The sequence below is a fragment of the Corynebacterium uterequi genome, from assembly GCF_001021065.1.
Lineage (GTDB): Bacteria > Actinomycetota > Actinomycetes > Mycobacteriales > Mycobacteriaceae > Corynebacterium > Corynebacterium uterequi.
In genome coordinates, this window is sequence record NZ_CP011546.1 from 1,683,758 (window position 1) to 1,709,238 (window position 25,481).

Below are 25,481 nucleotides of genomic sequence, written 5' to 3' on the forward strand. Positions count from 1 at the left end.
GCCCGCAAGCCTAGTCCTCCAAGCGGGGGCGCGGCTCGCCCAGCGCCGGGATCCCTCCTCCGGGAACCTCACGGTCGAGCGCCTCCCGGTCCGCCGCCGACGGGAACGCCGACGGTCCCGACGGCTTCGGTGGGAAGGACAGGCCGCGGGCGAGGACGTCGTCATACCAGTCCGCCAGCAACTCATTTTGCAGCGCGAACATCTCCCGCTCTTCGGCGGGAATGGCGTGGTCGTAGCCCAACAGGTGAAGGCAGCCGTGAACGGTGAGCAACGCCAGCTCGTGGCTGAGCCCGTGGCCGGCGGCCTGGGCCTGGCGGGCCGCGAAGTCGGGGCACAGCACGATGTCGCCCAGCATCGACGGTCCCGGGCTAGCACCGTCGGGACGGCCTCCGCCGGCGTAGCCGTACTCGTCCATGGGGAAGCTCATGACGTCCGTGGGGCCTTCCAGGTCCAGCCACCGAACGTGCAGGTCGGCGATGGTCGGTTCGTCCACGCAGGTGATGGTGAGCTCCGCGTCGGGGTGTATGTCCATCTCCTGTAGGGCGAAGGACGCTACGGAGATAAGCATCTCCTCGTTGACCCCATCGACTCCGGACTCGTTGAAGACTTCGATGCTCACGAACGCCTCGCCTCCTGCCGCTGGTCAAAGCTGTCATAGGCGTCCACGATGCGCCCGACCAGCTGGTGGCGCACCACGTCCGAGGAGTGCAGATCACAAAACTCGATGTCGGGGATTCCGGAGAGGATGCTACGCACCACGCGCAGCCCGGAACGCTGCCCGCGGGGCAGATCCACCTGGGAAACGTCGCCGGTAACGACGATCGTCGACCCGAAGCCCAGGCGCGTGAGGAACATTTTCATCTGTTCCGGGGTCGTGTTCTGGGCCTCGTCGAGGATGACGAACGAGTCGCTGAGCGTGCGCCCGCGCATGTACGCCAGCGGGGCGACCTCAATAACGCCGGCTTCCATGAGCTTCGGGATCATTTCCGGATCCAACATGTCGCGCAGAGCGTCGTAGAGCGGCCGCAGGTAGGGATCGATCTTGTCACCCAGCGTGCCGGGCAGGAAGCCGAGCTTCTCACCAGCCTCCACGGCCGGGCGGGTGAGGATGATTCGGCTAACCTGCTTCGCCTGGAGCGCCTGCACTGCCTTCGCCACCGCCAAGTACGTCTTGCCGCTGCCGGCAGGACCGATGCCGAAGACGATGGTGTTGTCGTCGATGGCGTCCACGTAGCGCTTCTGCCCCAGGGTCTTCGGGCGCACGGCCTTGCCGCGGCGGGAGACGATGTCGGAGCCGAGGACATCGGCGACTGACTGGGGAGCGTCGATGGCGACGATGTTGAGCGCGTGCTTCACCGACTCCGGGGAGACGCTGTGCCCACGGCGGGCGATGGACTCCAGCTCGTCGAGCACCCGACGGGCGCGGGCCACCTCCGGTGCCGGGCCGGTGAGGGTCACGTGGTTGCCGCGGGCGTGAAAGTCGGCGTCGATGAGGTTGTCGAGCACCTGCAGGTTGCGGTCGTGCACCCCGAGAATCGTGGTCGCATAGCGGGAATCCAGCTCAACGGCGGTGGTGACTATGTCGGTCTGGGCAGCCACGGGGTCCTTCCAATGGTGGCGGGAAATGTCGTGTTGAGACTCTACCAGCGAGAGGTCAGCGTGCCGATGGCCGACAAGGCAACCAGTGCCGCCGACGCGGTCCGATACACCTGGGGGCCGAGGACGATGGGGGTGGCGCCAAGCAACGCGAGTTCCTCGTCGCCGATACCACCTTCCGGACCCACGAGGACAAAGAGCTCGTCAACGTCTAGGTCCACGTCTTTCATCGACCGCTCGGCGTCCTCGTGCAGGACATACGCCGGGCGGGTCGCGATGAGCTGGGCGACCTGCTTGGTGGTCAGCGGGCCGGACACGTCGGGGATCCGGCTGCGCCGCGACTGCTTCGCTGCGGCCGCTGCGGCGTCGCGCCACTTACCCAGCTGCTTGTCCGCCTTGGCCCCCCACTTCGCTATGGTGCGCTGGGACTGCCAGGCGATGATGGCGTCGGCGCCGCCCTGGGTGGCGAGGTCGACGGCGAGCTCTGCGCGTTCCGACTTGGGGATGGCCTGGATAACTGTCACCCGCGGGCGCGGCTGCGGGTCCTCGCCGCGGGCGTCGACCCGCACGGCGAGCGTGTCCTTGCCCTCGACGGCGACGACCTCCCCGGACACCCAGCCGCCGCGGCCGTCGACGAGCTTGATTCGCTCGCCGACGCCGATGCGCTTGACGGTGACGGCGTGGCGCCCCTCGGATCCGGAGAGGGCCACCGTCTCCGCCGAAAGGTCATCGGCGATGAACACCGGCAGGCTCATCGCTTGAACTTATCCCGAAGGCGGGAGAAGAAGCCACCGTCGTTCGAGGACTCGTCGCTCACGGCGGTGGTGTCCTCGCGGAGGTCGCGAATTTCCTCCAGCAGGGCCCGGGTGCGCTCGTCGAGGTTGGTGGGGATGACCACGTCGACGTGGGCGTAGAGATTGCCGTGGCCTTCCGCCCGCAGGCGGGGCATGCCCGCACCGGCGAGCACCAGACGCTCGCCCGGCTGGGTGCCCTCCGGGACGTCGATGACTAAGGTGTCCCCGCCGAGCGAGGGCACTTCGAAGGAGGTGCCCAGGGCCGCGTCGATGGCCGGGACGCGGACGCTGACGTGGAGGTGATCCGCCTCCCGGGTGAACATCGGGTGTCGATCAACCCGGACCTCAACGTAGAGGTCACCGGCGGACCCGCCACCGTGGCCCACCTCGCCCTGGCCGGCCATGCGAACCCGCATCCCGTCGGCAATGCCGGCGGGGATGGAAACAGTGAGGTCCCGGTTCTTGCGCACCCGGCCCTCGCCGTCGCAGCGCGAACATGGGTCCTCGATCACCTCACCGAAGCCCTGGCATGCCGGGCACGGCCGAGAGGTCATGACATTGCCCAGGAAGGAACGCTGCACCTCCTGGACTTCACCGGCGCCGTGGCAGGTAGCGCAGGTAACGGGCTTGGCCTTGGACTCGGAGCCGGAACCCTGGCAGTGATCGCACACCACTGCAGTGTCCACGCGGATGTCCTTGCGCACCCCCTGGTACGCCTCTTCAAGGGTGATGCGCTGACGCAGCAGGGCGTCGGCGCCCGGCTGGACGCGGGAACGCGGCCCCCGCCCGCCGGCGGAACCGCCGCCGAAGAACGCCTCGAAGATGTCGCCTAGGCCGCCGGAACCACCGAAGCCACCGTACTGGCCGCCCGGTCCTGCCGCGCCCGGCTGCTCCAGGGGGTCACCGCCCATGTCGACGATGCGTCGCTTCTCCGGGTCCGTGAGCACCTCCTGAGCCAGGCTGGCTTCTCGGAACTTCTCCGCCGCCTCCTCGCTGGGGTTGACGTCGGGGTGATACTTGCGCGCCAGCCGTCGGTAGGCCTTTTTAATCTCCGAGTCGGAGGCGTCTTTGCTTACGCCAAGGATGCCGTAATAGTCCCGTGCCACAGTCGATCCAACGTCCTTTACTTCAACTACACATGTGCTTGCGTGCGTGCCTTACTCGCCGGAGAGGATCCGGCTCACATAACGCGCAACAGCGGATACCTTAGAGATTGTTCCCAGATAATCCATATACGTGGGCCCGACGACGCTCAACCCGCCGAGCGCCCCGGTCTGCTCCGAGCCGTAGGCGGTGGTGACGATCGACGCCGAGCGCAAACCCTCATCCTCATTCTCGTCACCAATGCTCACGGCTACGTCCCCGAAGTCCGGCAGGTCGCTCATGAGCTTGAGCACCACCACCTGCTCTTCCAGGGCCTCGATGAGCCCGGCCAGTGCGGCCGGGGCGGCGCGGTGGCCGAGGCGGGTGAGGTTAGATGCCCCGGCGACGATTAGCCGTTCTGTCGGCTGGTCCACCATCGTCTCGATGAGGATGGTCGCCGCGCGTAACAGGTGATGGGCAATATCCACCGGCGGGTCCTGGAGGATCGCGGCGAGAGACACGGAGGCGTCGCGTAGCGTCTTGCCATGCAAGGCCTCGTTAAGGGTGTCACGCAGGCGCGCGACCTGATCCTGGTTGATGGGCCCGTCGAGCTCGACATTGCGCTGATCCACCCGGCCGGTGTCGGTGATGAGCACGAGCAGGAGCCGAAGCGGGCTCAGCGGCACCACCTCGCAGTGCTTGACGCGGGCGACCCGCAGAGTGGGCACCTGGATGACCGCGGCCTGCCGGGTGAATTGGGCGAGCAGCTGCACCGAACGGCGCAGCACGTCTTCAAGATCCACCCCACCTTCAAGGAAAGTGGCTATGGCGCGTTTCTCAGCTGTGCTGAGGGGCTTGACTTCGCCGAGGGAATCGACGAAGGCCCGGTAGCCTTTTTCCGTCGGGATGCGCCCGGAACTGGCGTGTTGCTGGGCGATGTAGCCTTCAGACTCCAGCACTGCCATGTCGTTGCGGATCGTCGCCGAGGACACGTTGAGGTGATGGCGTTCGACGAGGGCCTTGGACCCTACCGGCTCCTGCGAGGCGATGAAGTCCGTAATGATGGCGCGCAGCACCTCCTGGCGCCGCTTCTCCGTTGCATTAGCCACGGCTGGCACTCACCTCCTTTGATTGCTAAGTGCCCAGTGTAGCCAGCGACCGCCCCGAAACCAACGAAATGGCCTCCCACCCCGGGCTTATACTGACTCCACGAGCCCCTCTCATCATCGACGCCGATCTATTTTCCGCAGGAGTTTTCATGCCTCGCGTCCCCCGTCACCTCTCCGCCCTTGCGCTGACGTCATGTCTCCTGCCTCTCGCCGGGTGCACGATAGGTACCCCGGAGCGAGCACCTCAGGCCGAATCCGGGTCAGCCGAGACGCCCAGCGCGTCGACGCCGGCCACCGAGCCGTTAGAGATCACCATCGCCGCGGCCGGTGACCTGCTGTTTCACTCTCCGGTCAACGATAACGCCGCACTGAACGCCGCAGCTGCCGGCGAGGGCCGCGCCTTCGACTACCGACCGCAATTCGCGGAAATCTCTCCGCTCCTCACCGAGGCTGACGCCGCATTCTGCCACCTAGAGACCCCCATCAGCTGGGACAACGTCAATATCTCCACCCCGGGGCCGTACCTGATCTTCAATACCCCGCGCGAGGCGGCGATGTCCATCAAGGAAGCCGGCTACGACGCCTGCGACTTCGCCTCCAATCACACCCTCGACCAGGGCCTCGACGGCATTTCCGCCACCGAGGACGGCGTGCGTACCGCCGGGCTGGGTTACGCGGGACCGACGATGAGCAAGCTCGACGCCGGCAAGGCCGAGATGGTCGACGCTGGGAAGGCCACCATCGGCTACCTCGCCTACTCCTACACTCTGCCCAACGCCGGCGACGTCACCTACGACATTCCCGAGGACGCACCGTGGTTGGCTCAGGCGCACTGGCCGACCATGGAGGCCGAGGGCATCCTCAAACACGCCCAACAGGCCCGGGACGACGGCGCCGACTTCGTGGTGGTGTATCTGCACTGGGGGCTTGAGTACAACCAGATGCCCACCGACCAGCAGATGGATCTCGCGCATGACCTGCTCAACTCCGACCTAGTGGATGTGGTGCTTGGCTCTCACGCCCACGTGATCCAGCCGTGCGAGAAAATCAACGGCAAGCACGTCATCTACGGCATGGGAAACTCCATCTCCAACCAGGGTCCGTCCCAGCTCGCCGAGCTGCCGCCGTCGTCTCAGGACGGGATGATCGCCCAGGTCACCCTCAAGCGCGCGGCGGATGGCTCCGTCACCAGCGACTTCGCTTACCAGCCGACATGGGTAGACATCGACGCCGGTCATATCATCAGGCGGGTCAGCCCGGAGACGAACCCGGATTCGTGGGCGCGGACCACCCAGGCCGTCGACGCGCTCGGGGGTTGCGACGCAAAGACCATCTCCGGGTAACTAGGCGCGCTCCTCGGCGAGGAGGATGTCGGCGATAATGCCGTCGGCCAGGTAGCGGCCGCGTTCGGTCACCGCGACTCGCTCGCCGACGTCGAGCAGCCCGGCTGCCGCGTAGCGGCGCAGGACGTCGTGCGCGCCGACGCCGATCCGGCTCGCCGGAACTCCCTCGGCAAGCCTGAGTCCCAGCATGAGCTCTTCGGTGTGTACGTCGGCGCTGCTGAGCCGTTCCCGGTCGGCGATGGGCAGGACTCCACTGTTGAGCTGTTCGTAGTAGCGGCGGGGATGCTTGACATTGAAGAAGCGTTCGTCGCCGACGTGGGAGTGAGCGCCCGGGCCGGCCCCCCACCACTGCTCGTTGCGCCAATACAGCAGGTTGTGCTGGCACTCCCCGCCGCCGCGGGCCCAGTTGGACACCTCGTACCAGGAGAAGCCAGCCTCGGCGAGCCGGCGGGAAATGAGCTCGTAGCGGTCAGCGTAGACGTCCTCGTCCGGCTCCGGGAGCTCACCGCGTCGGACCTTTCGGGCCATGGCGGTACCGTCCTCGACGATCAGCGAGTAGGCGGAGACGTGATCCACGCCGGCGGAAAGGATCGCGTCGAGAGTGGCACGAACGTCGTCGTCGGTTTCCGTGGGAGTGCCGTAGATCATGTCCAAGTTGACGTGGGCAAAGCCAGCGGCGCGAGCCTCGTGCGCAGCGGCGACGGCACGCCCTGGCGTGTGGCGCCGGTCGAGCACCCGCAGCACCGACGACGACGCCGACTGCATACCCAGCGACACCCGCGTATACCCTGCGTCGAGCAGCTGGGCGAAGAACTGCGGCGACGTGGACTCTGGATTGGCCTCGGTGGTGACCTCGGCTCCGTTGGCCAGGCCGAAAGAGTTGCGCACGGCGTCTAGCACCCGGGCAAGCCCCGCACCGCCCAGCAGGGAGGGTGTTCCCCCGCCGACGAAGACCGTCTCGGCGGGCATACCCACAACGTCGGCACCGAGGCGCAATTCCGTCTCCAGCGCCTGAAGATAAGCCTCTGGGGAGGCGGCGGAGCCGAGTTCCCCCGGCGTGTAGGTGTTGAAGTCACAATAACCGCAGCGTGTCGCGCAAAACGGAACGTGGACATAGACGCCGAATGACATAGCAGACAGCGTAACGGGGATTGGGCTAGCACGACCGGGTAGGGTTCCCGTATTGTACAAGGTGCTTTTCTTCGGACACGTTTTTCGAGAGGACCGCTGGTGCCCGACCCTGACAGTTACTACCCCCGACCCCACGAGAGTGCGGAAGGGGGATTGCAATGACTTCAGCACTGCTCATGCTCCTGCTCGGAATGACCATCATCGTGGTCATCGTGGCGTGGTGTGGTTTCCACGTCGCTCAGGAATTCGCCTTCATGTCGGTGGACCGCCAGGAACTACGCGCCGCCGCGGACCGGGGGGACAACGCCGCCAAGACGGCCCTGGGAATCACCAAGAGGACGTCGTTCATGCTCTCCGGCGCCCAGTTGGGTATTACCGTCTCCGGCCTGATTACCGGCTTCATCGCGGAGCCGCTGGTCGGCGAGGCGCTGGGAACCATCTTCGGAACCGTCGGCATCCCTCACGGCGTGGCCGTCGGCATCGGTACCGTCGCCGCCCTGGCCGTGAGCACCCTGCTCATGATGATCTTCGGTGAGCTCTTCCCGAAGAACTACACCATCGCCGCTCCCCTGAGCTCCTCGCGGTGGCTGGCACGTCCCACCCAGCTCTACCTCATGGCCTTCGGCTGGCTCATCAAGTTCTTCGACTGGTCGTCGAACAGCCTGCTCAAGGCCGTCGGCATCGACCCGGTTGAGGACGTGGACTCCACGGCGAACCGGGACGACCTGGAACACGTGCTGGAGGACTCGCGGGATTCGGGTTCCCTGGACGTGGACACGTTTTTGGTGCTCGACCGGATGCTGGAGTTCCCCGAGCAGGACGTGGACCATGCCATGATTCCTCGCTCTCGGGTGTCTGTCTTCGAACCAGAATCCACCGTCGCCCAGGCCCGGGAGGAGATGTACCAATCCCACACCCGCTTCCCGGTCATCAACGACGAGCACGAGCCGATGGGCATCGTTCACGTCCTTGACGTTCTCGATCCCAACCTAGACCCGGACACGCCGGTCACCGAGCTCATGCGCAAACCGGTCATCGTGCACGAACTGATGTCGCTTCCCGACGCGGTGGCGGACATCCGCTCCGCGGGCGACAAGATCGCCTGCGTCATCGACGAGTACGGCGGATTCGTGGGCATCATCACCCTGGAGGACCTGGGCGAGGAAGTGCTCGGCGACATCTCCGATGAGCACGAGGCCACCGACAGCGAAGAAATCACCCCCACCGCGGAGGACGTGTGGATCGCCGATGGCGACACACCCGTCGACGAAGTCATCCGCGCCGTCGGCTACGAGCTGCCCGAAGGCGACTACGAAACTCTCTCCGGCCTGTTGCTCGCCGAACACGGCGGGCTCATCGACGAGGGCGAGGAAGTCATCGTCAACCTGGAGGCGCTGCCCGAGGATTACGTCGATGGCGACGAGCTGCCCGAGCGCGCCCTGCACGCCCAAGTGTTGGAAGTTGAGCGCAACGTCCCCAGCGAGATCAAGCTCACGCTCGTGGAGGCCGACGCTGAGCACGAGGAGGAAAAATAATGGCGTGGTATTGGTCGCTGACCTGGACAATTATCCTGCTGGTGCTCTCTGCTTTCTTCGTGGCCATCGAGTTCTCACTGCTGTCCGCCCGCCGCCACCGCCTGGAGGAGCAGGCCGAGACCTCCGCCGCGGCCCGCGCGGGTCTGCGCAGCCTCAACGAGCTGACCATGATGCTGGCCGGCGCGCAGCTGGGTATCACCGCGGTCACCTTCGCCCTTGGCGCGATCACCAAGCCGTGGGTCCACCACATGATCGAACCGCTGTTGGAACAGGTGGGGCTGCCCGCGGGCACCGCTGGGGCGGTGTCCTTCCTCCTAGCGCTGTTCATCGTCACGTTCATCCACCTTGTTGTCGGCGAAATGGCCCCGAAGTCGTGGGCTATTGCTCACCCGGAAACCGCCCTGCGCATCATCGCCGTGCCGGCGCGCTGGTTCGTCACCGTTTTTCGGCCGCTGCTGGCGTGGATCAACCGCTGCGCCAACCGGCTGGTGCGCCTGGCCGGCCAGGATCCGGTAGACCGTGCCGCAGCCAAGGGATACACCACCGAGATGCTGCATAACCTCGTGCAGCACTCGCTGGAGACGGGGGCACTGGACGCCGACTCCGCCAAGGACATCGAAGGCATCATCGCGCTGGAGTCCAGCAACATCGGCGAGGCGGTGAAGAGCTACGGCTCCCCGGCCCGGGAACTGCCCGTCGACGCCACCATCGCCGACGTTCACCGCGTGGCACGGGAGCAGAACTTCCTACGTATCTTCATCACCGACCCCGAGTCGGTGATCCCCAACGTCGTCTACATCCGAGACACCACCCTCGCCGCCCCCACCGAGCCCGCCGTGGCGTATGCCCATCCGCCGCAGCGAGTCACCGCAGACACCCCCATCGCCGACGTCCTCGACCTCATGCGAGAGACCCAGGAGCAGATCGTCGTCGTCCTCAACGACGACGCCGTCCTCGGCATCATCACCTGGGATGACATCATGAACCAGCTGTGGCCCGAGATCGAGGACCAGCTGGACCGTGCCAAAAACTAGGACGCGAAGTTGCGCCCAGCTGCCGCCTTACGCGCGGCTACCCGGGCGACGACGGCATTGATGCGGGCCCGCTCGCCCAGAAACGTCGGGGGGTTGGTGCCGCGCATCGTGCGGGCGAAGGAGGGAAACGCGTCGGCGACCTGACGCTGCCAGCCTTCCACCGCCGCGCCCACCAGGGTGGCCGCGCGGGAGTACAGGTGCGGCAGCGACATCGACTGCAGGTTTCGGGCCACCAGGTCCGTCTGCTGCAGGACGTACTCGACTACTTCTTCAAGGTGTTCGCACGTGAGGTCCGTCCGGTCTTGGGCGACCACGGCCAGGTCGCTGACCCGCTGCGGCAGCGCGGCCACGGGGAAGAGCTCCACCAGGGCGTCGCCGTCGAGCAGTTCCGGCTCCGGAGCCAAGGCTCCCGAGCCGTCGTCGGCGGACAGCGCCCCCGCGGCGACCCCCGAGGTCAGAGCTTGGCGCAGACCGATGAGCTCGCCGACGATGCGCCGGGAATCGATGCGCGCGTCGCCGGCGATTTCCTCAAACTCGGCGAGGCATTCGCCCGTGAGTTCGGCGTCGAAGTCGCGGATGGCCTCAATGAGGTGCTCGATGTACTCGGCGACCTCATCGCCGATGTTGTACATCTCCTGCGTGAGCTCGCGGTGGCGCAATTCGGCTGCGATTTTGTGCACCGTGTGCTCCTTTCCCCGCCGTTGCCGGCACCGACGTGTCGTATCCGGGAGTTACCTTAGAACACCGTGGTCGCCGCCGGGTGGCGGCGCGCCGCCTAGCGTTGGTACATCTTGTCGATCTCCTTGGCGAAGCGCTTGAACACCACGTGGCGCTTCACCTTCATGGTGGCGGTGAGCTCGTTGTCCTCCTCGGTGAGATCGCGGTCGAGGATACGGAACTTCTTGATCCCCTCCGCATGGCTGACCGTGGCGTTAGCGGCGTTGATGGCGTCCTGGATTTCGCTGCGCAGGCCCGGGTCTGTGGCAAGGTCACGCACGGACTTGTTGGCCGGGACATTGTGGTCCAGCTTCCACCGGGTGAGCTCGTCCTCGTCCAAGGTGATGAGGGCTGCCGGGAAGGGCTTTCCGTCGCCGACCATGAGGGCCTGGGAGATGAGCGGGTGCTCCCGCAGAATGTCCTCCATGGGCCCGGGCGAGATGTTCTTGCCGCCGGCGGTGACGATGAGGTCCTTCTTCCGGCCGGTGATGGTGATATGCCCGGACTCGGAGATCTCACCCAGATCGCCGGTGTTAAACCAGCCGTCCACCACGGCTTCCTGCGTGGCGGCGTCGTTACGCCAGTAGCCCTTGAAGACTCCCCCACCGGAGATGCAGATCTCGCCGTCGTCGTTGATGCGGGCGCCGTAGCCGCCCACCGGCTGCCCGACGCTGCCGATGCGCTGGTCCTCGTTGCACACCGCGCAGGCGGCCGTCGTCTCGGTCAGGCCGTAGCCCTCGTAGACGGGGGCGCCGAGTCCGCGGAAGAAGTGCGACAGGTCCGGGCTCATGGCCGAGCCACCCGTGATGGCGGTCTCCACCTGCCCGCCGAGGGCTGCGCGGATCTTCGAGTAGACAAGCTTGTCGTAGAGGCGGTGGCGCAGCTGCAGCGCCTTCGTGGGGCCCTCCGGGGTATCGAGCGCCTTCGAATACTCGATAGCGGTGGATTCGGCGCGGCGGAAGAGCGCGGCCTTGACCGGCCCGCCCTGGAGCGCTTTCTGGTAGGCGCCGTTGCGCACCTTTTCGTAGACTCGCGGCACGCCGAGGACCAGCTGGGGCCGGAAACGCTCGAAGGCCGTGGTCAGGGTCTTGGTATCCGACCAATAGGCCTGGGTGCCGCCCGAGATGGCAATGGTTTGGGCGACGGCGTGGGCCAGCACGTGGGCGAGCGGCAGGTAGGTGACGACCCTTGTTCCCGGCCGGCCGAGCTTGCCGATGCCGTCGTGCAGCAACGCCCGAACCTGGAAGATCCAGTTGTAGTGGGTGAGCATGCACCCCTTGGGGTTACCCGTCGTGCCGGAGGTGTAGGTGATGCTGGCGACGTCATCGTGTGCGATGGCGTCGATGCGGCCGCGGATTTCCTCGTCGCTCACGCCGCGGCCCTCAAAAGCGAGGGTGTCGACGGCGGCGGCGTTGATCTCCAAGATCCGGCGCAGCTGCGAGGGCGAGCCGGCCAGCGTCGGGGAGCCGTCGGGCTGAAGGATGAGGTGTTCCATGAGGTCGGTGTGATCGCGGGTCTCGGTGAGCGCGAGCACCGCGCCGGAGTCCTCCACGATCCACTGGATCTGGCTCAGGCTCGACGACGGGTAGATCGGCACGGCCGTGGCCCCGGCGGCCCAAATGGCGTAGCCGAGCAGCATCCACTCGTAACGGGTGCCGCTGAGCAGAATCACCCGGTCTCCGGGCTGGACCCCCATGCTCACTAGTCCCTTGGCGACGTCCAGGATCTCCCGGACGTAGTCGCGGGCGGTGACGTTTACCCAGTCGTAGTGAGCCTGGCGGTAGAAGAGCACGAGGTGCGGGTTGGATTTCGCGAGAGCCATGAGGGCTGACAGGCAATTCTCGTCGGCGTCGAGGGTGAAGCGGGCGGGGGCCAGATAGGCCGGGGATCCGTGGTAATCGATGACGTTGATGGGCACCGTCGTCCCCGGGGCTTGGTTCTCAACGCTCATGAACGAGACTCCTCACAGGTTTGTTAACAAAACATTGCCGCTGCTTAACGATACTACGTCCGCTCGGACTCCTCACACGCTCGGGCGGGGGTGAAAGGTACGGCGACGGGGCGCCTTTGGCACGATAGTAAGTTGTGAGTTACGAGGACAACCTGAAACATTTAGCTCAGGCCTTCGGAATCGCCACGGATTACCTGGCGATTACCGGTGAGACCGTCGAAGCTACCGGGGACACCCTTCTTCAGCTGCTCCGAGCCATGGGGGTAGACCTCCCCACGGATCCCACCGAAGCGGACCTGGCGCAGGCCCTGGAAAGCAAACACCTCACCTCGGCCAGTCGGCCCCTGCCGGCCTCGATCGTTGGCGTTGAGGGAACCGAGATCGGTTTCGTCGCCCACGTGCACGACGGTGCCGAAGCGAAGGTCCGAATAGAGCTGGAGGACGGCTCCACCCGGGAGGTTTACCAGGATGAAAACTGGACTCCCCCGACAGAGGTTGACTCCGTTATGTGGGGTGAGGCCAGCTTCCACGTCCCGGGTAACCTGCCGCGCGGCTACCACCGGGTTGTGCTCGAATCCGAAGGTGTTGAGGCCAGCGCCCACCTCATCATCACCCCCGCCCGACTGTCAACGACGGACCGTTTCCTCAACGATCGTCGCTTCGGTGTCATGGCGCAGCTGTACTCCGTGCGCTCCGAGGGCAGCTGGGGAATCGGCGACTTCCACGACCTCGGTGAGCTGGCGGCCACCCTGCACCGGGAGATCGGTGCCGATTTCCTGCTTATCAACCCGCTCCACGCCGCCGAGCCTTTCCCCCCAATCGAGGATTCGCCGTACCTGCCCACGTCCCGGCGCTTCGTCAACCCCCTCTACCTGCGTGTCGAAGACACCGCGGAATTCGCAGCCCTTCCTGAAGCCACCCGCACTGCCATCGCCGCGCTCAGCGAGGAGTTCAAGGCCCGCAACCGCGACCCGGAGAAGATCGACCGCAACCCGATCTATTCCGCGAAACTCGACGTGCTGCGCGACATCTTCGCCGACGGCCTGCCCGCGCACCGCGACGAGCAGCTCGACGCCTACCTGGACAGCCACGGCGAAAGCCTCACCGCCTTTGCCCGCTGGTGCGCCCAGCAAGAGATTGACCACCTCTGGTCGAACACCCGCCACGCAAGCCCGCCGAGCCTGGACGAGTTAACCCGCTTCTACGTCTGGTTGCAATTCCTCTGCGATGAGCAACTCGCCGCGGCCCAAGCAACAGCCCTCGACGCCGGCATGGAAATTGGCGTTATCACGGACCTGGCGGTGGGCGTGCACCCCTGCGGCGCGGACGCGGCCACCATGGCGGAGCTGCTCGTCCACGACGCCTCCGTGGGGGCGCCGCCGGATCCCTACAACGAACTGGGCCAGGACTGGTCCCAGCCGCCGTGGAACCCACACGCCCTCGCCGAAGTGGGCTACCGGCCGTGGCGGAAGATGATTGCCGACGCGCTGCACCATTCGGGAGGCATCCGGGTGGACCACGTCCTGGGGCTCTTCCGGCTGTTCTGGATGCCACGTTTCGAGCCCCCGTCGTCCGGCACCTACGTCTATTACGACTTCGAAGCGATGGTGGGCATCCTCGCCCTGGAGGCGGAACGCGCCGGGGCAATCGTCATCGGCGAGGACCTCGGGACCTTCGAGCCCTGGGTGCAAGACGTCCTGGCATCCCGCGGCATCCTCGGCACCTCCGTGCTGTGGTTCGAGTCCTCCCCCGACGGCTCCGGGCCCCGCCGGCCCCACGAGTACCGCCGGCAGGCGCTGTCCGCCGTCGGCACCCACGACTTGCCGCCAACGGCGGGCTACCTCGACGGCGAGCACATTCGCCTCCGCACCGAGCTCGGCCTGCTGCACCGCAGCGCTGAGGCGGAATTCGACGAAGACCTCCGGCACCAGAACGCCGTCTTTGCCCGCATCCAGCAGGCTGGATTGTTTGATGGTGACCTGGCCGAGGCCGACTTCTCCACTGCCCAACGCGAGACTCGTGGGGAACTTGGGGACTTGCTCGTCGGACTGCACCGATACATTGCGGCTACCCCGTCGGCACTGACAGTGACGAATCTGGTGGACCTAGTTGGCGACGTGCGAATACAGAATCAGCCCGGCACCAATGGCGAGCAGTATGCGAACTGGCGCATCCCCCTGTGCGATACCGAGGGCAACCCTGTGCTCATCGAGGACTTACCAGGCTGCTCGCTGCTCCATCGGGTGGGAGAGGCGTCGAAGCGCTAAGAGATGGTGAGACCAGCAGCCCGATCTCTGCGATGAGGAGAAGGGCTGCTCGCTTCGGCCGCAGCGGATCGCGAACTGTCGTTCGCCGTGGTCATAGACCTGCACCGGTATACGAGTTGGCACCTCGGGGAAGCTTGCCTGCAGCGTCGAAACCGCCGCCAAGCCCATGAACCAGGGCGCAAATGTGGGATATATCACAATCGGGCCCCTCCAGTAGCCCTGACCATGATGGGAAGGTAGCTTCAAGTTTGTTGTTAGTTACTAACAACAGTCATCCAAGCACTGCCCCATCCACGGAGAGGAACTCCCATGGTGGTGGGCTAGCACTCAAAGCCCACCGCCCTAAGTGGTATTTTCTTATGAACGTCAAACACTCATTGTTGGACCACGCCGCGATCATCATCGCAGCCTTTTCCTCCCTAGCGCTGTCATTTTGGACTTATATCCTCGTTAGCCTTGGCGCAGTCCGGGGAACTAAAGCAGTCATTCAGGTACAAAGCACCCCGCCTGGTCAGGTTGACCCCGAGGCCCTTCTCCTTGAGTTACACAGCTTAGCCACCAAACACAAGGGAATGGTCGCCGTAGAAGACTATACGCAACCACATCCTACTATTTTCGCTTCCGGCCCACGTGCAGAAAATTGGGTCACCCATGGCTACGGATCACTGCCCCTAGAAAATGACTACCATGTCGCACCGCTGGTCGATTACCCTGGAGCAGATTTACGCCTGTCATTTTTCGTCGGCGGTACCGATCAGTACATCCATGACGTCACCCAGCTCTTCGAATCACATGGCTATCAAACTGGAACTCTGAACACCCATTACCTTCTTTTCCTCCTTCAGAATGCTCAACTCACAGGTTTGACGTTCGCCATCATTTTTCTTGTTGCCGCGCTGTCCGCCGCGGCGGTGGTGCTTCGATCCAAAGAGATCGCGATCCTCAGGATCCACGGCTATAGTCCCGGACGAGTCATCCGGCGCGACCTTAAGGATTACCTCGCGAAGAGCCTTATCGCGGCCTTGAGTGTACTCGCAGCGGTCGTCATTGTTTTGGCGTTGATGTCCAGCCTCGATGCCATTTCTCACCTGCTGCCCTGGTTGCTGGCCTTCCTCGCGGCAACCTACCTGGCCTTCTTCGCCACCAGACTACTGAGCATCGTCATCCTCGGCACTACCAGCGCCACCGCCGCCGCTAAGGGACGCCTACCCGGAAAGGCCATCCTCGGCTTCACTTACGCAATCAAGGCAATCGTGGCGATACTGCTTGTCGGGTTCGTCGCCAGCGGCCACAACCAATTTGTTGAATGGCAGGAACAACACCAGGATCGACAAGCCTGGGATGCCGCCTACGGTTACGAAATCGCCCGTGTTAGCGGCGCCCGTGAGATCGACGAGACCCAACCTGCTGAACAACGCTTCGCTCACTTAGTCGATGACCTTGCGCGGCAAGACAAGGCACTACTCGTCGACTACTCCCACGCGGGAATCTACACAGAACTACCCGCGGGTATCGGAGTCATGAGCATCGACCCCGCAGGTGCACGCGAATCCGTCACCGGGCCTGCACTATCAACGCTGCTTAATGTTGATACGTCGGCCGGTCCTGTCATCGTCGTCCCCGAGTCGATTTTCGACCCCGCCTTTGACTACGCGTCTGTCCTTCTTCCTGACACCTCCTCGCCGACGGTTATCACCACCAAAGCAGGAAACGACGTCTTTACCTGGGACACCGGTGTCGCCGGCTGGGCTGGCGACACCGTCGTAAAGGACCCTATCTTCATTCTTTATGAGTCTCCCTTGGACTACGGAGTCCGCAACCTCATTGCTGCGGTGTCCCAGCGAAGAATCGTCTTCGAACAAGGCTCACTTCGCGAGGCCATCGGCTCGGACAAAGAGTTGTACACGTTCATCTACCAGGTCCTTCCGGTACGAGAGGTGTGGGCCCAGTCACTGGCAGAGATCAAATCCAGGACCTTCACCAGTATTGCGGGAGCCATTCTCATCATCGTGTTCATGGGCTTCGTTTGCTTCGCCGCCAGCTTTATCGGCCGCAGAATCTTCGCCCAACCCATGACGGTATACTTTCTTCACGGCCAGTCCCGTCTGGGTGCGATCTACCCCATCTACCTTTTGGAATTGACCGGCATTCTGGGCGTAGCCATAGGGCTCTACAACCACGGCTCTGAAAAACGACGTCTCATCGCCCAAGGCGTTGACTGGAGTACTTTCGATCCCGCGATCGCCGGCGGTCTTGTCACCCGGCCCGGCACGATCATCGTCTGCGTCTCCTTCGTGCTCATCTCCACTGCCCTCACCCTGGCATTACTACACTTTGGTGACCCAAAGAAAGGAAAACTAGGCCATGACCACGCTGCTTAGCGTTGACGACGCCGGTAAAAAGATCACCAAACGCTGGCTTTGGCAGCACCTTAACTTTTCTCTCCAGCCAGGCGAAGTTCTCGTGCTCACCGGGCCTTCCGGCTGCGGTAAATCTACTCTTTTAAATTGCATTGGCCTGCTCGACGACCTCACAACCGGAGAAATCCACGCTTTCGGCCGGCCCTATTCTCGGCTCAGCGGCCGCCAGCAGCGAAACCTCAGGCGCAATAACATCGGCTACCTCTTCCAGGACTTCGCACTCATCGATAACTCCAGCATCGAGGCCAACCTGCGAATAGCCTCCCGGTCGGATCACCGCCGCGCGGAGCTAGCCGGACTGATTACCGCCAGCCTCGACGCCGTCGGCCTAGCGGGGAGGCATAAGGACATCATCCACACTCTCAGCGGTGGTGAACAACAGCGGGTAGCCGTAGCGAGGCTGCTGTTGAGGCAACCAGAGCTTATCCTGGCCGATGAACCCACTGCCTCCCTGGATCGGGACAACGCTTCCGCTGTCCTCGGGCTCCTCAAGCAGGCAGCTCATAACGGTGCCGGAGTCATCATCGTCAGCCATGATCCGTGGGTCATCAGCCACTGTGACACCACCTATTCGTTGGTCGGGAACGCCACCAGTGAGCCGGCGGCGAACCGGCGCTAAATGAGGCTGAGAACCCAGGCGACCACCACGAGGACGAGCAAGAACCCCAGGGACTGCGTCACCCGCGACCTCGGATAACGTCGCCGAGGTCTCGGTAGCTTCTGATCCTGCTTGCGCAGCTCCTCTGGGTTAGCCATGTCGGTTAGTGTAGCGCTCAATCCGGTGGGGCAACCAGGCGATGGTGTCGACGACGCGCAGCAGCAGCCACGCCCCCACCGCCGAGGCCGGCAAAAGTACCACAAGCAGAATGGCAAGCTGCGCGCCCGGCGCGAGGCCGACGAGGGTTTGCATGAGCCAGTCCATTTAGTTGTCGACCGCCGATCCGGCTAGACCGCGGCGGGCAAGCAGCGCCTTGACGCTGCGGGGACGGCCAACCAGCTCCTCGAACGCCGTGGGATAGTCCCGGGCAGCGCCTCGGCTCAAGACAAGGTCCCGGAAGCGTTGACCGGCGGCCCGCAGATCACTCTGCTGCTCAAACCACGAGAAGCCGTCCGCGTCGAGTGCCTCAGCCCATAGGTAGGAGTAGTAGCCCGCCGAGTAGCCGCCCGCGAAGATGTGATTGAAGTAGGCAGAGGTGTACCGCGGCACCAGAGCCTCAACGTCGAGACCGGCATCGGCGAGGGCGGCCTGTTCGAAAGCCTCGATGTCCTCGATGGCGGCGGCCTGCTCGGAGTTAAGGGAGTGCCATGCGAGGTCGATGATCGCCGCCCCTAGGTATTCCGCGGTGGCGAAGCCCTGGCCAGCCTGGCGCTGGGCGTAGACGGCCTTCAGGTAGGACTCCGGCAGCGGCTCTCCGGTCTCTTCGTGGCGAGCATAGTGTGCCACGATCTCGGGGACGAAGGCCCAATTCTCGTTAATCTGGGACGGAAACTCCACCCAGTCGCGCGGGACATTCGTCCCCGACAAAGACGGATAGCGCACGTCGGAGAGCAATCCGTGCAGGGCGTGGCCGAACTCGTGGAAGACGGTGGTGACCTCGTCCATTGTCAGGGCGTTATCGCTGACACTCATAACGTTGACCACGACTGGGCGCGACCCGGTCAGCTCGGCCTGCTCGGTGAAGGTAGACATCCATGCGCCGCCGCGCTTCGACGCCCGTGCCCGGTAATCCGTGAGCAGCAGGCCTAAGCCTTCGCCATCGTGGTCGAGGACCTCGTAAACCTTGACGTCGTCGCGGTACGCCTTGAGGTCCGGTCGGTCGATAACCGTGATCCCGTAGAGCAGGTGCGCGGCATAGAACACGCCGTCGCGCAACACCCTCGATAGGTGGAAGTAAGGTCGCAGCTGTTCGTCGGTCACGCCCTGGTCGCGTTGACGCAGCTGGGCGGCGTAGTAGGGCCAATCCGCGGCGTCGAGCTCCTGCTCAGCTAGTTCGCTAGCGAGCTTTAATTCCGCGGCTGCATTGGCGCTGGCCGCCGGGGCGATGTCCGTGAGCAGACGCCGTGCGGCATCCGCGCTGCCAGCGGTTTCCTGCTCAATGACGACGTCGGCGTGGGTGTCGTAGCCCAGCAGCCGGGCACGCTCGGCGCGCAAGCGCACGGTCTCTAGCAAGACATCCCGGTTGGAGTGCGCCCCGCGGCGGCGCGAGGCCTCGAACACCTGGTGGCGGGTCGCGGGGTTAGTGAGCACCTCCTGCGCGGACTGTGTGGAGGGAAGCTCCAGCGCGAGCAGGTATCCCTCGCGGCCGGAGTCTTCGGCGAGCTGGCGCGCGGCCGCGATGCGGGCCTCGGAAAGCCCGTCAAGTTCCTCAGCGGTGTCAACAGCGACGGCGAGGGCCTGGGTGTCGGCCAGCAGATTGCGCCCGAATTGCTCCGATAGAACGGCGAGGCGCTCATTGATCTCATTTAGTCGTGCCCGGCCCTCGGCGTTGAGGTCAGCGCCGCGTCGAACGAAACGGTGGCACAGGAGCCGGTGAAGCCGCCGCGACTGCTCATCCTCGGGGACGTCGACGCCACGCACCCGCCGGTACAGCTCGTCGTGCTGGTAGAGCCAGTCCTCGTGAGCGGACAGGACGGGAATGATGCGGGCCGCCACATCGTCGAAGGCCTCGGTGGCGTCGGTGCCTTGGAGGTTGAAAAACCACGCCGTCGCCCGACGCAGGATGGCGCCGGAGATCTCCAGGGCCTCGACGGTATTTGCCCACGACGGCTCCGTCTCGGCGCAGATGGCGGCGATCTCCGCGCGCTGCTGCGCGACGCCGGCATCGATGGCGGGCTCGACGTGCTCCAATCGGATCGTGTCGAAGGGCGGCAGGCCGTAGTCGAGGGTGGAAGGCTCACACAGCGGGTTAGTCATGGCGGCTAGTCTAGCGATATGACCCATGCCACTACGCGGAGCTTCGGCGGCGTCACCTATCGGGGGTACACCGGCGTCGATGGTTCCCAACGCTTCGAGACCATCCCGGTCGGCGGCGGGCAGCTCGCCGTCGCCACCGCCGCGTCGGCGAAGGACTGGCCGGTGCTCGTCTTCCTTCACGGCGGCTCCTACGTGGGCGGTGACTACCTCGATCCGGCCACGGACCCGGGGGCGTGCGTGGCCGACGGCATCGTGGTCGTCTCCGTGGACTACCGGGTCGGCGAGGCAGGTTTCGGGCGGTACCCCGGCGAGGCCCCCTACCGCTACCGGGGGATCGACGATTGCTTTGACGCCCTGGAGTGGGTGCAGCGAACCATCGAGGCCTTCGGCGGCGACCCGACGTCGGTCACGCTCGTCGGCCAGTCGGCGGGAGCCGGCATCGCGGCGTGGTTGTGCCGGCGCGACCACTACCGGGGCGCCTTCCGCCGGGCGTTGTTGTGCTCCCCTGCCCTTCCCCGCACCGCCGCGCGACCCGCAGGCGCCACAAGCCGGCTTCTCCTGCCGCGCCTGGACCTACCCTACGGTCCCCACCCTTTCCAGGCGACGGAGCTTTCCGGGGTGGACGTCATCGTCACCACCAGCCGCAACGAGTTCTATAACTTCTTCCCCGCCGCCACCCGGGCGGATAAGCGCGGCTACGGTGCCCTGGTAGCCCGCTTGCTCGCGCGGCGGCTAGGGGTGCGCGGCGGGGTGTCCGCTTATCTCGCGGCCTCCCGGCGCATCGACCCGAACGCTGTCCTCCGCCGGCTCCTCGGCGACGCCGGGGTCCGCCGGTGGGCGCAAGACATCGTCGACGGCACCCCTGGGCGGCGGTGGTTAGGAGAGTACGTCGGCCCCGGCGCAATGCACTCCGCGGAGCTGCCCGCCCTTTTCCAGCCCGGTCCCGTGCACGACTGGCTGGTTCGGCTGGTGCACACCGGTGAGCCTGGGTGGCCGGAATATTGGCCTCATAGTGGCCGGATCACCGGCCAGCTCAGCACGGTTGACGGACTGCTGGCCCCGGCGAAGGAGCCGCTCAAGTACGTGCGCCTTGCCTTCCACCCGGGGCAGTGAGCGGCCCGGGACTTGAGATTTAAGGCCTGCCCGGTCAACGTCCGGACGATAGGAGCGCCGAGCGCAACCGCTCATCGGCCAACTCGCCCACCAGCCAGGGCGAGAACGCACCCGGCGCGGCGTCGACCGCCGCGATGAGCCGATCAGCCGGCAGCGTGAACCAGGAGTCCACCTCGGCGCGGCGGGGATCCAAGGCCTCCTCGAAGCCGATCCCGGCGGCGAGCTGCACGGTGAACACCGGGCATAGCTCGTTCTCCACAATCCCGGAAGAATCAACCGCCCGGTAGCGATAGTCGGGCAGGATGCACACCGGGTCGGCGAGCGACGATGCCTCGATCCCCAGTTCGTCGAGAGCCCGGCGAACGATCGCGTCTTCCAGTGCCTCCCCGGGACCCGGGTGGCCGCAAAAACTGTTGGTCCATACCCCTGGCCACGTCTTCTTCCCTAGTGCGCGACGGGTGAGCAGCACCTGGCCGGCGGCGTCGAGCAGGTACGCGGAAAACGCCTGGTGCAGCGGGGTGTTCTCGGTATGGACGGTGGCCTTGTCCGCGGTGCCGAGGGCGCGGCCGGCATCGTCGACGAGTACGACCAGTTCCGTCATCTAGATCGCCAGGTTGCCGCTGTACGTGACGTTGCCGACCGTGAACTCCGCCTTCGCCAGCTCACCGCGGGAGACGTCGAAGGTGTACTTGAGGTTGGTGGTGGCGCCGACGCCGAGAGGCAGCTCCAGCGGCACGTGCAACGGCGTCTGTCCCTCGGGGACGCTGATGTCGAGCAAATCCACTTCCTTCATCCCGGAGCCGTCGTCGACGCGCAGTGTCGGCTCCCCGAGTGCATCGGGAGATAGCGGCTGGTCGTTGTTATTCGTCACCGCGACGGTGATGGTGGTGCCGCCGTAGATGCCCGACTCGGCGCCCTGGTAGTGGTAGGTGGCCCCCACGCCCGGGTCCTCCACCGGGCCGAGGACCTCGGTCGCGGTGATGGGTTCCACTGCGGAGGTGGAGGCGGTCGGGGCTTCGCTGGTGGCGTTCTCCGGCTGCCCGCCGCAGGCGGTGAGCACGACGGCGATGGCGGGCACCATCGCGAGGACAGTTCGAATGCGCAGCTGGGTGGACACGGCGTTGACGACCTTTCACGCTTGTGATCCGGGTGGCGCGCCCGGGTGGACACGCTCACGTTTCTCCGTTGAGTCTAGCGTAGAGGCTATGTCACCACTGTTGAGAATCCTGCGCAGCGCCCGCGCCCTGGCCCCGCTCTACGCCGGCATTTTCCTCTCCGCCCTCATCGTGGCGGGGTTGGGACTGCTGTCCCCGTTCTTCCTCAAGCACGCCACCGACGCGATCGTCGCGGCGGTCTCCGGGGACGGCCCGGGCCTCGGCGACGGCGCTGGCCGGACCCTAGCGCTGCTGGCGGTAGCGTTGCTGGTCACCGACGTGGCCAAGACCCTGGCGACGAACGTGGGCGGCTACTGCGGCGATGTCATGGCCGCCCGGCTGCGACAGATCCTCTCTACTCGGTACTACGCAAAACTGCTCGGGCTGCCCCAGCGCTATTTCGACTATCAGGTCACCGGTACCATCATCGCCCGGTTGGACCGTTCGATTACCTCGATCACACAGTTCCTGCAGTCGATGTCCAACTCCTTTCTGCCGATGCTGTTTCAGGTGGCCGCCATCTTGGTGGTGACGTCGCTGTACTACTGGCCGCTGTCGCTGCTCATCGCCGCCGTGTTCCCGGTGTACATGTGGCTTACCGCGTTGACGTCGTCACGCTGGCAGCGCTACGAAGAACAGAAAAATGAGCAGGTCGATCTCGCCAATGGCCGCTTCTCCGAGACAATCTCTCAGGTGAAGGTCGTCAAGTCCTTTGTCGCCGAGCGCCGGGAGTTGGCCAGCTTCGGGCGTCGATACGCGGACACGGTGACGGTCACCCGGCCGCAATCGCGCTGGTGGCACCTCATGGATACCGCGCGGGGCTGCGCGCTCAACGTCATTTTCTTCGGCATCTACCTGCTCATCTTCTTCCGCACCGCCGGCGGTTATATGTCCCTCGGGGACATGGTCATGCTCATTCAGCTGGTCATGATGGCCAAGCAGCCGGTGTTCATGATGAGCTGGGCAGTGGACTCCGCCCAGCGCGCCATCGCCGGTTCGAAGGACTACTTCGCTGTCATGTCGGAGGAGATGGAACCGACGGTCGACGCCCACGTTCTCGCCGCGACCCGCGCCTCCGACGTCCCAGCACCTGCCGACGACGCGTCCGTCGTCGCTCCCCTCGCGCGTCAAGGCGGCGCGGACATCGAGCTCGTCGACGTCAGCTTCGCCTATGAGGAGGGAAAACCGGTGCTCGATGAGGTCAGCTTCCGCGCCGGCCGCGGCGAGAAGGTGGCCCTCGTCGGCGAGTCCGGAGGCGGCAAGTCCACCGTCGTCAACCTCTTGTTGGGGCTGTATCGGCCGACCGCCGGAAAGCTGATCCTGTGCGGACGCGACGTCTCAGAGCTGTCCGCGGCCGAGCTGCGAGCCTCCGTGGGAGTGGTGTTCCAGGAGCCGTTTTTGTTCTCGGGGACCATCGCGGAGAACATCGCCTACGGCAAACCAGATGCCACCGACGAAGAGATTGAGCAGGTGGCCAGGCGCGCCAACGCCCACGACTTCATCGCGTCCTTCCCGCAGGGCTACGCCACCGTCATCGGCGAGCGCGGCCTGCGGTTGTCGGGCGGGCAGAAACAGCGCGTCGCCGTGGCGCGCGCCATGCTCAAGGATGCCCCGATCCTCGTCCTCGACGAGGCCACCTCCGCCCTCGACAACAAGGCGGAGCGGGCGGTGCAGGCGGGTTTGGATGAGCTTATGAAGGACCGGACGACGCTGATTATCGCGCACCGTTTGTCCACCATCGCCGGCGTGGACACCATCGTCACGCTCACCGACGGTCGCGTCGACGAGGTGGGCTCCCCCGACGAGCTCGCCGGCTCCGGGGGCATCTACGCCGAGCTGCTCGCTTTGACGGCCTCCGCGTCAGCCGCCGACCGGGCGCGGCTGAAGAAATACGGATTCATCTCCGACCACTCCGACCGCGACGGCGAGGAGCACGACGCTAGCGAACGGTGACGGATCCGTCGGGGTTGACGGTGACGTCCGCTGCCCACGCGGCGGCGAGGTTGAGCCGGTGCCAGGAGCCTTCCTCGGTCTGATTATCGAGCGGCTGGCCAGCCCGGTAGGCGGTCTGCCGCAGCACCTCGGCGCGCTGGAACCAGTCCAGCTCCGGGTGCGCGGTTTCCAGTAGGACCGGGGCGGCCTGCGGCACGATCATCGGCGCGTTCTGGTCGTACAGCGGCTCGAAGCCGTAGTCCATGCGCTCGGTGTAGGCGGCGACCGCGGCGTCGTCGGAGGTGATCGCACGGGCCTCGGCAGCCAGCTCCTCGATGCTCTTGCCGGTGCGCCACTCCAGTTCCGCGCGCAGCTCCTGCGCCGCCTGGCGGATGGCGTCGTTCATCTTCGGGTCGTTGAGCCGGTCCGCCGCCGCGGCGGTGCCTGCCATCCGGCCGGCGGTGACGTCGAGCGGGAAGTGCACGCCCATGACCAGGCGAGACTCTCCGGACATCGAGCCGCGCTCCAGCAGTTGCGGGCCCATCTCGGGCAGCATCATCGCCATGAGGGTGGTGATCCACGTCGCCTGGTTGGTGTGGCCAGAGGGGAAGGACGGGGTGGTGCCGTAAAGATCCCGGTCCCCGATCTGGTGGCGGATGATCCGGTCCGGTTCCTGGACGAAGGGGCGGTCGTAGCCGTAGACGAACTTCTCCACGAAGGTCGACGACGCCAGGCCACCAGCCCGGGAAGCGTAGCCGTTGCCCAGCAGGAACATCGTCTTCGGAAGGCGGCCTTCCGCGATGGAGGTGCGCAAGGCTTCGGCGGCGGAGGGGCCGAGGGCGTCGGCGGTGGCATTGACCACCCCACGCCGGTCGGCGAGGGCGTCATTCTGGGCGATCGCAATCCGCTCCGCGGAGGAGTTGTTGTTGTAATCGACCACGATGTCCATGTTCCGCTTCAACACCTCGGGATGATTGGCCCGGAGATCCTCGAAGCCGTCAATGACGTCGAAGTACACGCCGTAGCTGTAGGCGGAGAGGTCGGAAATGTAACCGCCCAGGTAGGTCTCGTCGAAGGGCTGGGGCACCGGGGCTCCGTCATGCTCGACGATGGCGGGGCCGCTGTGCAGTCCCATCAGCGACGAGTGCACCTGGGGAACGCCGAAGGCGGAATCCTCCTGTTCCTTAGAGGACAGCTCGGACACCGGCTCTTGCAGGGGGTTGGCCACGGCCACCGGGTAGCCCGTCAGACCGGTGAAGGTGGTGGCCGTGAGCAGGGCAAGGGCAAAGGATTTACGGAAGCGAGAACTCAAGACAGGCTCCTCAGCAAAAAATCATAAGTAGGACAGGCGCACATCAGCAGACAGCTTAGGACGAAGCGCGGCCGCG

General features: G+C 65.2%; 22 protein-coding genes. 8 read left to right on the forward strand and 14 right to left on the reverse strand.

Going from position 1 to position 25,481, the window contains the following annotated elements:
• Positions 1-10: 10 nt before the first annotated feature.
• Genes ybeY through hrcA form a run of 5 tightly spaced genes read right to left on the reverse strand, consistent with a single transcriptional unit; the run spans position 11 to position 4,582 of the window.
• Entirely contained in the window at positions 11-619 is a 609-nt protein-coding gene (gene ybeY, locus CUTER_RS07830) for an rRNA maturation RNase YbeY (protein WP_047259961.1), read from the reverse strand.
• On the reverse strand, positions 616-1,599 hold the full coding sequence (locus tag CUTER_RS07835) for a PhoH family protein (RefSeq protein ID WP_047259962.1): 984 nt from the start codon (positions 1,597-1,599) through the stop codon (positions 616-618). Before CUTER_RS07835 ends, ybeY begins: the two co-directional genes overlap by 4 nt.
• 41 nt (positions 1,600-1,640) lie before the next feature.
• Positions 1,641-2,351: a 16S rRNA (uracil(1498)-N(3))-methyltransferase gene (locus CUTER_RS07840; protein WP_047259963.1), complete on the reverse strand. Its 711-nt coding sequence runs from the start codon at positions 2,349-2,351 to the stop codon at positions 1,641-1,643.
• Positions 2,348-3,496, reverse strand: a complete 1,149-nt coding sequence (gene dnaJ / locus CUTER_RS07845; RefSeq protein WP_047259964.1) for a molecular chaperone DnaJ — start codon at positions 3,494-3,496, stop codon at positions 2,348-2,350. The genes CUTER_RS07840 and dnaJ overlap by 4 nt, the downstream gene beginning before the upstream one ends.
• 51 nt (positions 3,497-3,547) lie before the next feature.
• On the reverse strand, positions 3,548-4,582 hold the full coding sequence (gene hrcA / locus CUTER_RS07850; protein ID WP_047259965.1) for a heat-inducible transcriptional repressor HrcA: 1,035 nt from the start codon (positions 4,580-4,582) through the stop codon (positions 3,548-3,550).
• Positions 4,583-4,731: 149 nt separating this feature from the next.
• On the opposite strand from hrcA, the gene CUTER_RS07855 reads away from it, so the two are divergent.
• Positions 4,732-5,925, forward strand: a complete 1,194-nt coding sequence (locus CUTER_RS07855; RefSeq protein ID WP_047259966.1) for a CapA family protein — start codon at positions 4,732-4,734, stop codon at positions 5,923-5,925.
• Here the strand turns inward: CUTER_RS07855 and hemW are convergent, their stop codons facing one another.
• Positions 5,926-7,056 carry a radical SAM family heme chaperone HemW gene (gene hemW, locus CUTER_RS07860; RefSeq protein WP_047259967.1) on the reverse strand — a complete coding sequence of 377 codons (1,131 nt, stop codon included), beginning with the start codon at positions 7,054-7,056 and terminating at the stop codon, positions 5,926-5,928.
• Positions 7,057-7,214: 158 nt separating this feature from the next.
• On the opposite strand from hemW, the gene CUTER_RS07865 reads away from it, so the two are divergent.
• Together CUTER_RS07865 and CUTER_RS07870 are read left to right on the forward strand one after the other, a co-directional pair.
• On the forward strand, positions 7,215-8,591 hold the full coding sequence (locus tag CUTER_RS07865) for a hemolysin family protein (RefSeq protein WP_047259968.1): 1,377 nt from the start codon (positions 7,215-7,217) through the stop codon (positions 8,589-8,591).
• Positions 8,591-9,625 (forward strand): CNNM domain-containing protein, encoded by a 1,035-nt coding sequence (locus CUTER_RS07870; RefSeq protein ID WP_047259969.1) that lies wholly within the window; start codon positions 8,591-8,593, stop codon positions 9,623-9,625. The genes CUTER_RS07865 and CUTER_RS07870 overlap by 1 nt, the downstream gene beginning before the upstream one ends.
• Here CUTER_RS07870 and CUTER_RS07875 read toward each other — a convergent pair.
• Both CUTER_RS07875 and CUTER_RS07880 read right to left on the reverse strand, forming a co-directional pair.
• Positions 9,622-10,305 (reverse strand): hypothetical protein, encoded by a 684-nt coding sequence (locus tag CUTER_RS07875; RefSeq protein WP_047259970.1) that lies wholly within the window; start codon positions 10,303-10,305, stop codon positions 9,622-9,624. The genes CUTER_RS07870 and CUTER_RS07875 overlap by 4 nt on opposite strands.
• Before the next feature lie 95 nt (positions 10,306-10,400).
• Positions 10,401-12,164 carry an AMP-dependent synthetase/ligase gene (locus tag CUTER_RS07880; protein WP_236684793.1) on the reverse strand — a complete coding sequence of 588 codons (1,764 nt, stop codon included), beginning with the start codon at positions 12,162-12,164 and terminating at the stop codon, positions 10,401-10,403.
• A gap of 263 nt (positions 12,165-12,427) precedes the next feature.
• On the opposite strand from CUTER_RS07880, the gene malQ reads away from it, so the two are divergent.
• The 3 genes from malQ (at position 12,428) to CUTER_RS07895 (ending at position 17,599) form a co-directional block, all read left to right on the forward strand.
• A complete protein-coding gene (gene malQ, locus CUTER_RS07885; RefSeq protein WP_047259971.1) occupies positions 12,428-14,560 on the forward strand; it encodes a 4-alpha-glucanotransferase in 2,133 nt (710 codons plus the stop codon).
• Positions 14,561-14,919: 359 nt separating this feature from the next.
• Entirely contained in the window at positions 14,920-16,941 is a 2,022-nt protein-coding gene (locus CUTER_RS07890; RefSeq protein WP_047259972.1) for a hypothetical protein, read from the forward strand.
• Positions 16,925-17,599 (forward strand): ABC transporter ATP-binding protein, encoded by a 675-nt coding sequence (locus CUTER_RS07895; RefSeq protein ID WP_047259973.1) that lies wholly within the window; start codon positions 16,925-16,927, stop codon positions 17,597-17,599. The genes CUTER_RS07890 and CUTER_RS07895 overlap by 17 nt, the downstream gene beginning before the upstream one ends.
• On the opposite strand, the gene CUTER_RS11805 is transcribed toward CUTER_RS07895, so the two are convergent.
• The 3 genes from CUTER_RS11805 to CUTER_RS07900 are packed head-to-tail and all read right to left on the reverse strand — an operon-like array spanning position 17,596 to position 19,894.
• Positions 17,596-17,736: a hypothetical protein gene (locus tag CUTER_RS11805; RefSeq protein WP_169747321.1), complete on the reverse strand. Its 141-nt coding sequence runs from the start codon at positions 17,734-17,736 to the stop codon at positions 17,596-17,598. The two genes, CUTER_RS07895 and CUTER_RS11805, sit on opposite strands and share 4 nt — an antisense overlap.
• Entirely contained in the window at positions 17,729-17,902 is a 174-nt protein-coding gene (locus CUTER_RS11745; protein ID WP_158408124.1) for a hypothetical protein, read from the reverse strand. The genes CUTER_RS11805 and CUTER_RS11745 overlap by 8 nt, the downstream gene beginning before the upstream one ends.
• Positions 17,903-19,894, reverse strand: coding sequence for a M3 family metallopeptidase (locus CUTER_RS07900; protein ID WP_047259974.1), 1,992 nt, complete (start codon positions 19,892-19,894; stop codon positions 17,903-17,905).
• Between the two features lie 18 nt (positions 19,895-19,912).
• Between CUTER_RS07900 and CUTER_RS07905 the strand changes: the two genes are divergently transcribed.
• Positions 19,913-21,007, forward strand: coding sequence for a carboxylesterase family protein (locus CUTER_RS07905; protein ID WP_052844081.1), 1,095 nt, complete (start codon positions 19,913-19,915; stop codon positions 21,005-21,007).
• A 34-nt stretch (positions 21,008-21,041) separates the two neighbouring features.
• Here the strand turns inward: CUTER_RS07905 and idi are convergent, their stop codons facing one another.
• Both idi and CUTER_RS07915 read right to left on the reverse strand, forming a co-directional pair.
• The gene (gene idi / locus CUTER_RS07910) at positions 21,042-21,608 is read right to left on the reverse strand and encodes an isopentenyl-diphosphate Delta-isomerase (protein WP_047259975.1); all 567 of its coding nucleotides are present in this window, start codon (positions 21,606-21,608) and stop codon (positions 21,042-21,044) included.
• A complete protein-coding gene (locus CUTER_RS07915; protein ID WP_052844082.1) occupies positions 21,609-22,124 on the reverse strand; it encodes a hypothetical protein in 516 nt (171 codons plus the stop codon).
• 88 nt (positions 22,125-22,212) lie between these two features.
• On the opposite strand from CUTER_RS07915, the gene CUTER_RS07920 reads away from it, so the two are divergent.
• Entirely contained in the window at positions 22,213-24,114 is a 1,902-nt protein-coding gene (locus CUTER_RS07920) for an ABC transporter ATP-binding protein (RefSeq protein ID WP_047259976.1), read from the forward strand.
• On the opposite strand, the gene CUTER_RS07925 is transcribed toward CUTER_RS07920, so the two are convergent.
• Positions 24,101-25,405 carry an acid phosphatase gene (locus CUTER_RS07925; protein ID WP_236684700.1) on the reverse strand — a complete coding sequence of 435 codons (1,305 nt, stop codon included), beginning with the start codon at positions 25,403-25,405 and terminating at the stop codon, positions 24,101-24,103. The genes CUTER_RS07920 and CUTER_RS07925 overlap by 14 nt on opposite strands.
• Positions 25,406-25,481: the final 76 nt, after the last annotated feature.

Bases quoted from the DNA above. Each gene is read 5' to 3' on its own strand.
- CUTER_RS11745 (WP_158408124.1), bottom strand. From the start codon at position 17,902: ATGGACTGGCTCATGCAAACCCTCGTCGGCCTCGCGCCGGGCGCGCAG.
- CUTER_RS07870 (WP_047259969.1), top strand. From the start codon at position 8,591: ATGGCGTGGTATTGGTCGCTGACCTGGACAATTATCCTGCTGGTGCTC.
- CUTER_RS07840 (WP_047259963.1), bottom strand. From the start codon at position 2,351: ATGAGCCTGCCGGTGTTCATCGCCGATGACCTTTCGGCGGAGACGGTG.
- idi (WP_047259975.1), bottom strand. From the start codon at position 21,608: ATGACGGAACTGGTCGTACTCGTCGACGATGCCGGCCGCGCCCTCGGC.
- hemW (WP_047259967.1), bottom strand. From the start codon at position 7,056: ATGTCATTCGGCGTCTATGTCCACGTTCCGTTTTGCGCGACACGCTGC.
- CUTER_RS07895 (WP_047259973.1), top strand. From the start codon at position 16,925: ATGACCACGCTGCTTAGCGTTGACGACGCCGGTAAAAAGATCACCAAA.
- CUTER_RS11805 (WP_169747321.1), bottom strand. From the start codon at position 17,736: ATGGCTAACCCAGAGGAGCTGCGCAAGCAGGATCAGAAGCTACCGAGA.
- CUTER_RS07890 (WP_047259972.1), top strand. From the start codon at position 14,920: ATGAACGTCAAACACTCATTGTTGGACCACGCCGCGATCATCATCGCA.
- CUTER_RS07865 (WP_047259968.1), top strand. From the start codon at position 7,215: ATGACTTCAGCACTGCTCATGCTCCTGCTCGGAATGACCATCATCGTG.
- CUTER_RS07855 (WP_047259966.1), top strand. From the start codon at position 4,732: ATGCCTCGCGTCCCCCGTCACCTCTCCGCCCTTGCGCTGACGTCATGT.
- CUTER_RS07905 (WP_052844081.1), top strand. From the start codon at position 19,913: ATGACCCATGCCACTACGCGGAGCTTCGGCGGCGTCACCTATCGGGGG.
- CUTER_RS07880 (WP_236684793.1), bottom strand. From the start codon at position 12,164: ATGGCTCTCGCGAAATCCAACCCGCACCTCGTGCTCTTCTACCGCCAG.
- CUTER_RS07920 (WP_047259976.1), top strand. From the start codon at position 22,213: ATGTCACCACTGTTGAGAATCCTGCGCAGCGCCCGCGCCCTGGCCCCG.
- CUTER_RS07900 (WP_047259974.1), bottom strand. From the start codon at position 19,894: ATGACTAACCCGCTGTGTGAGCCTTCCACCCTCGACTACGGCCTGCCG.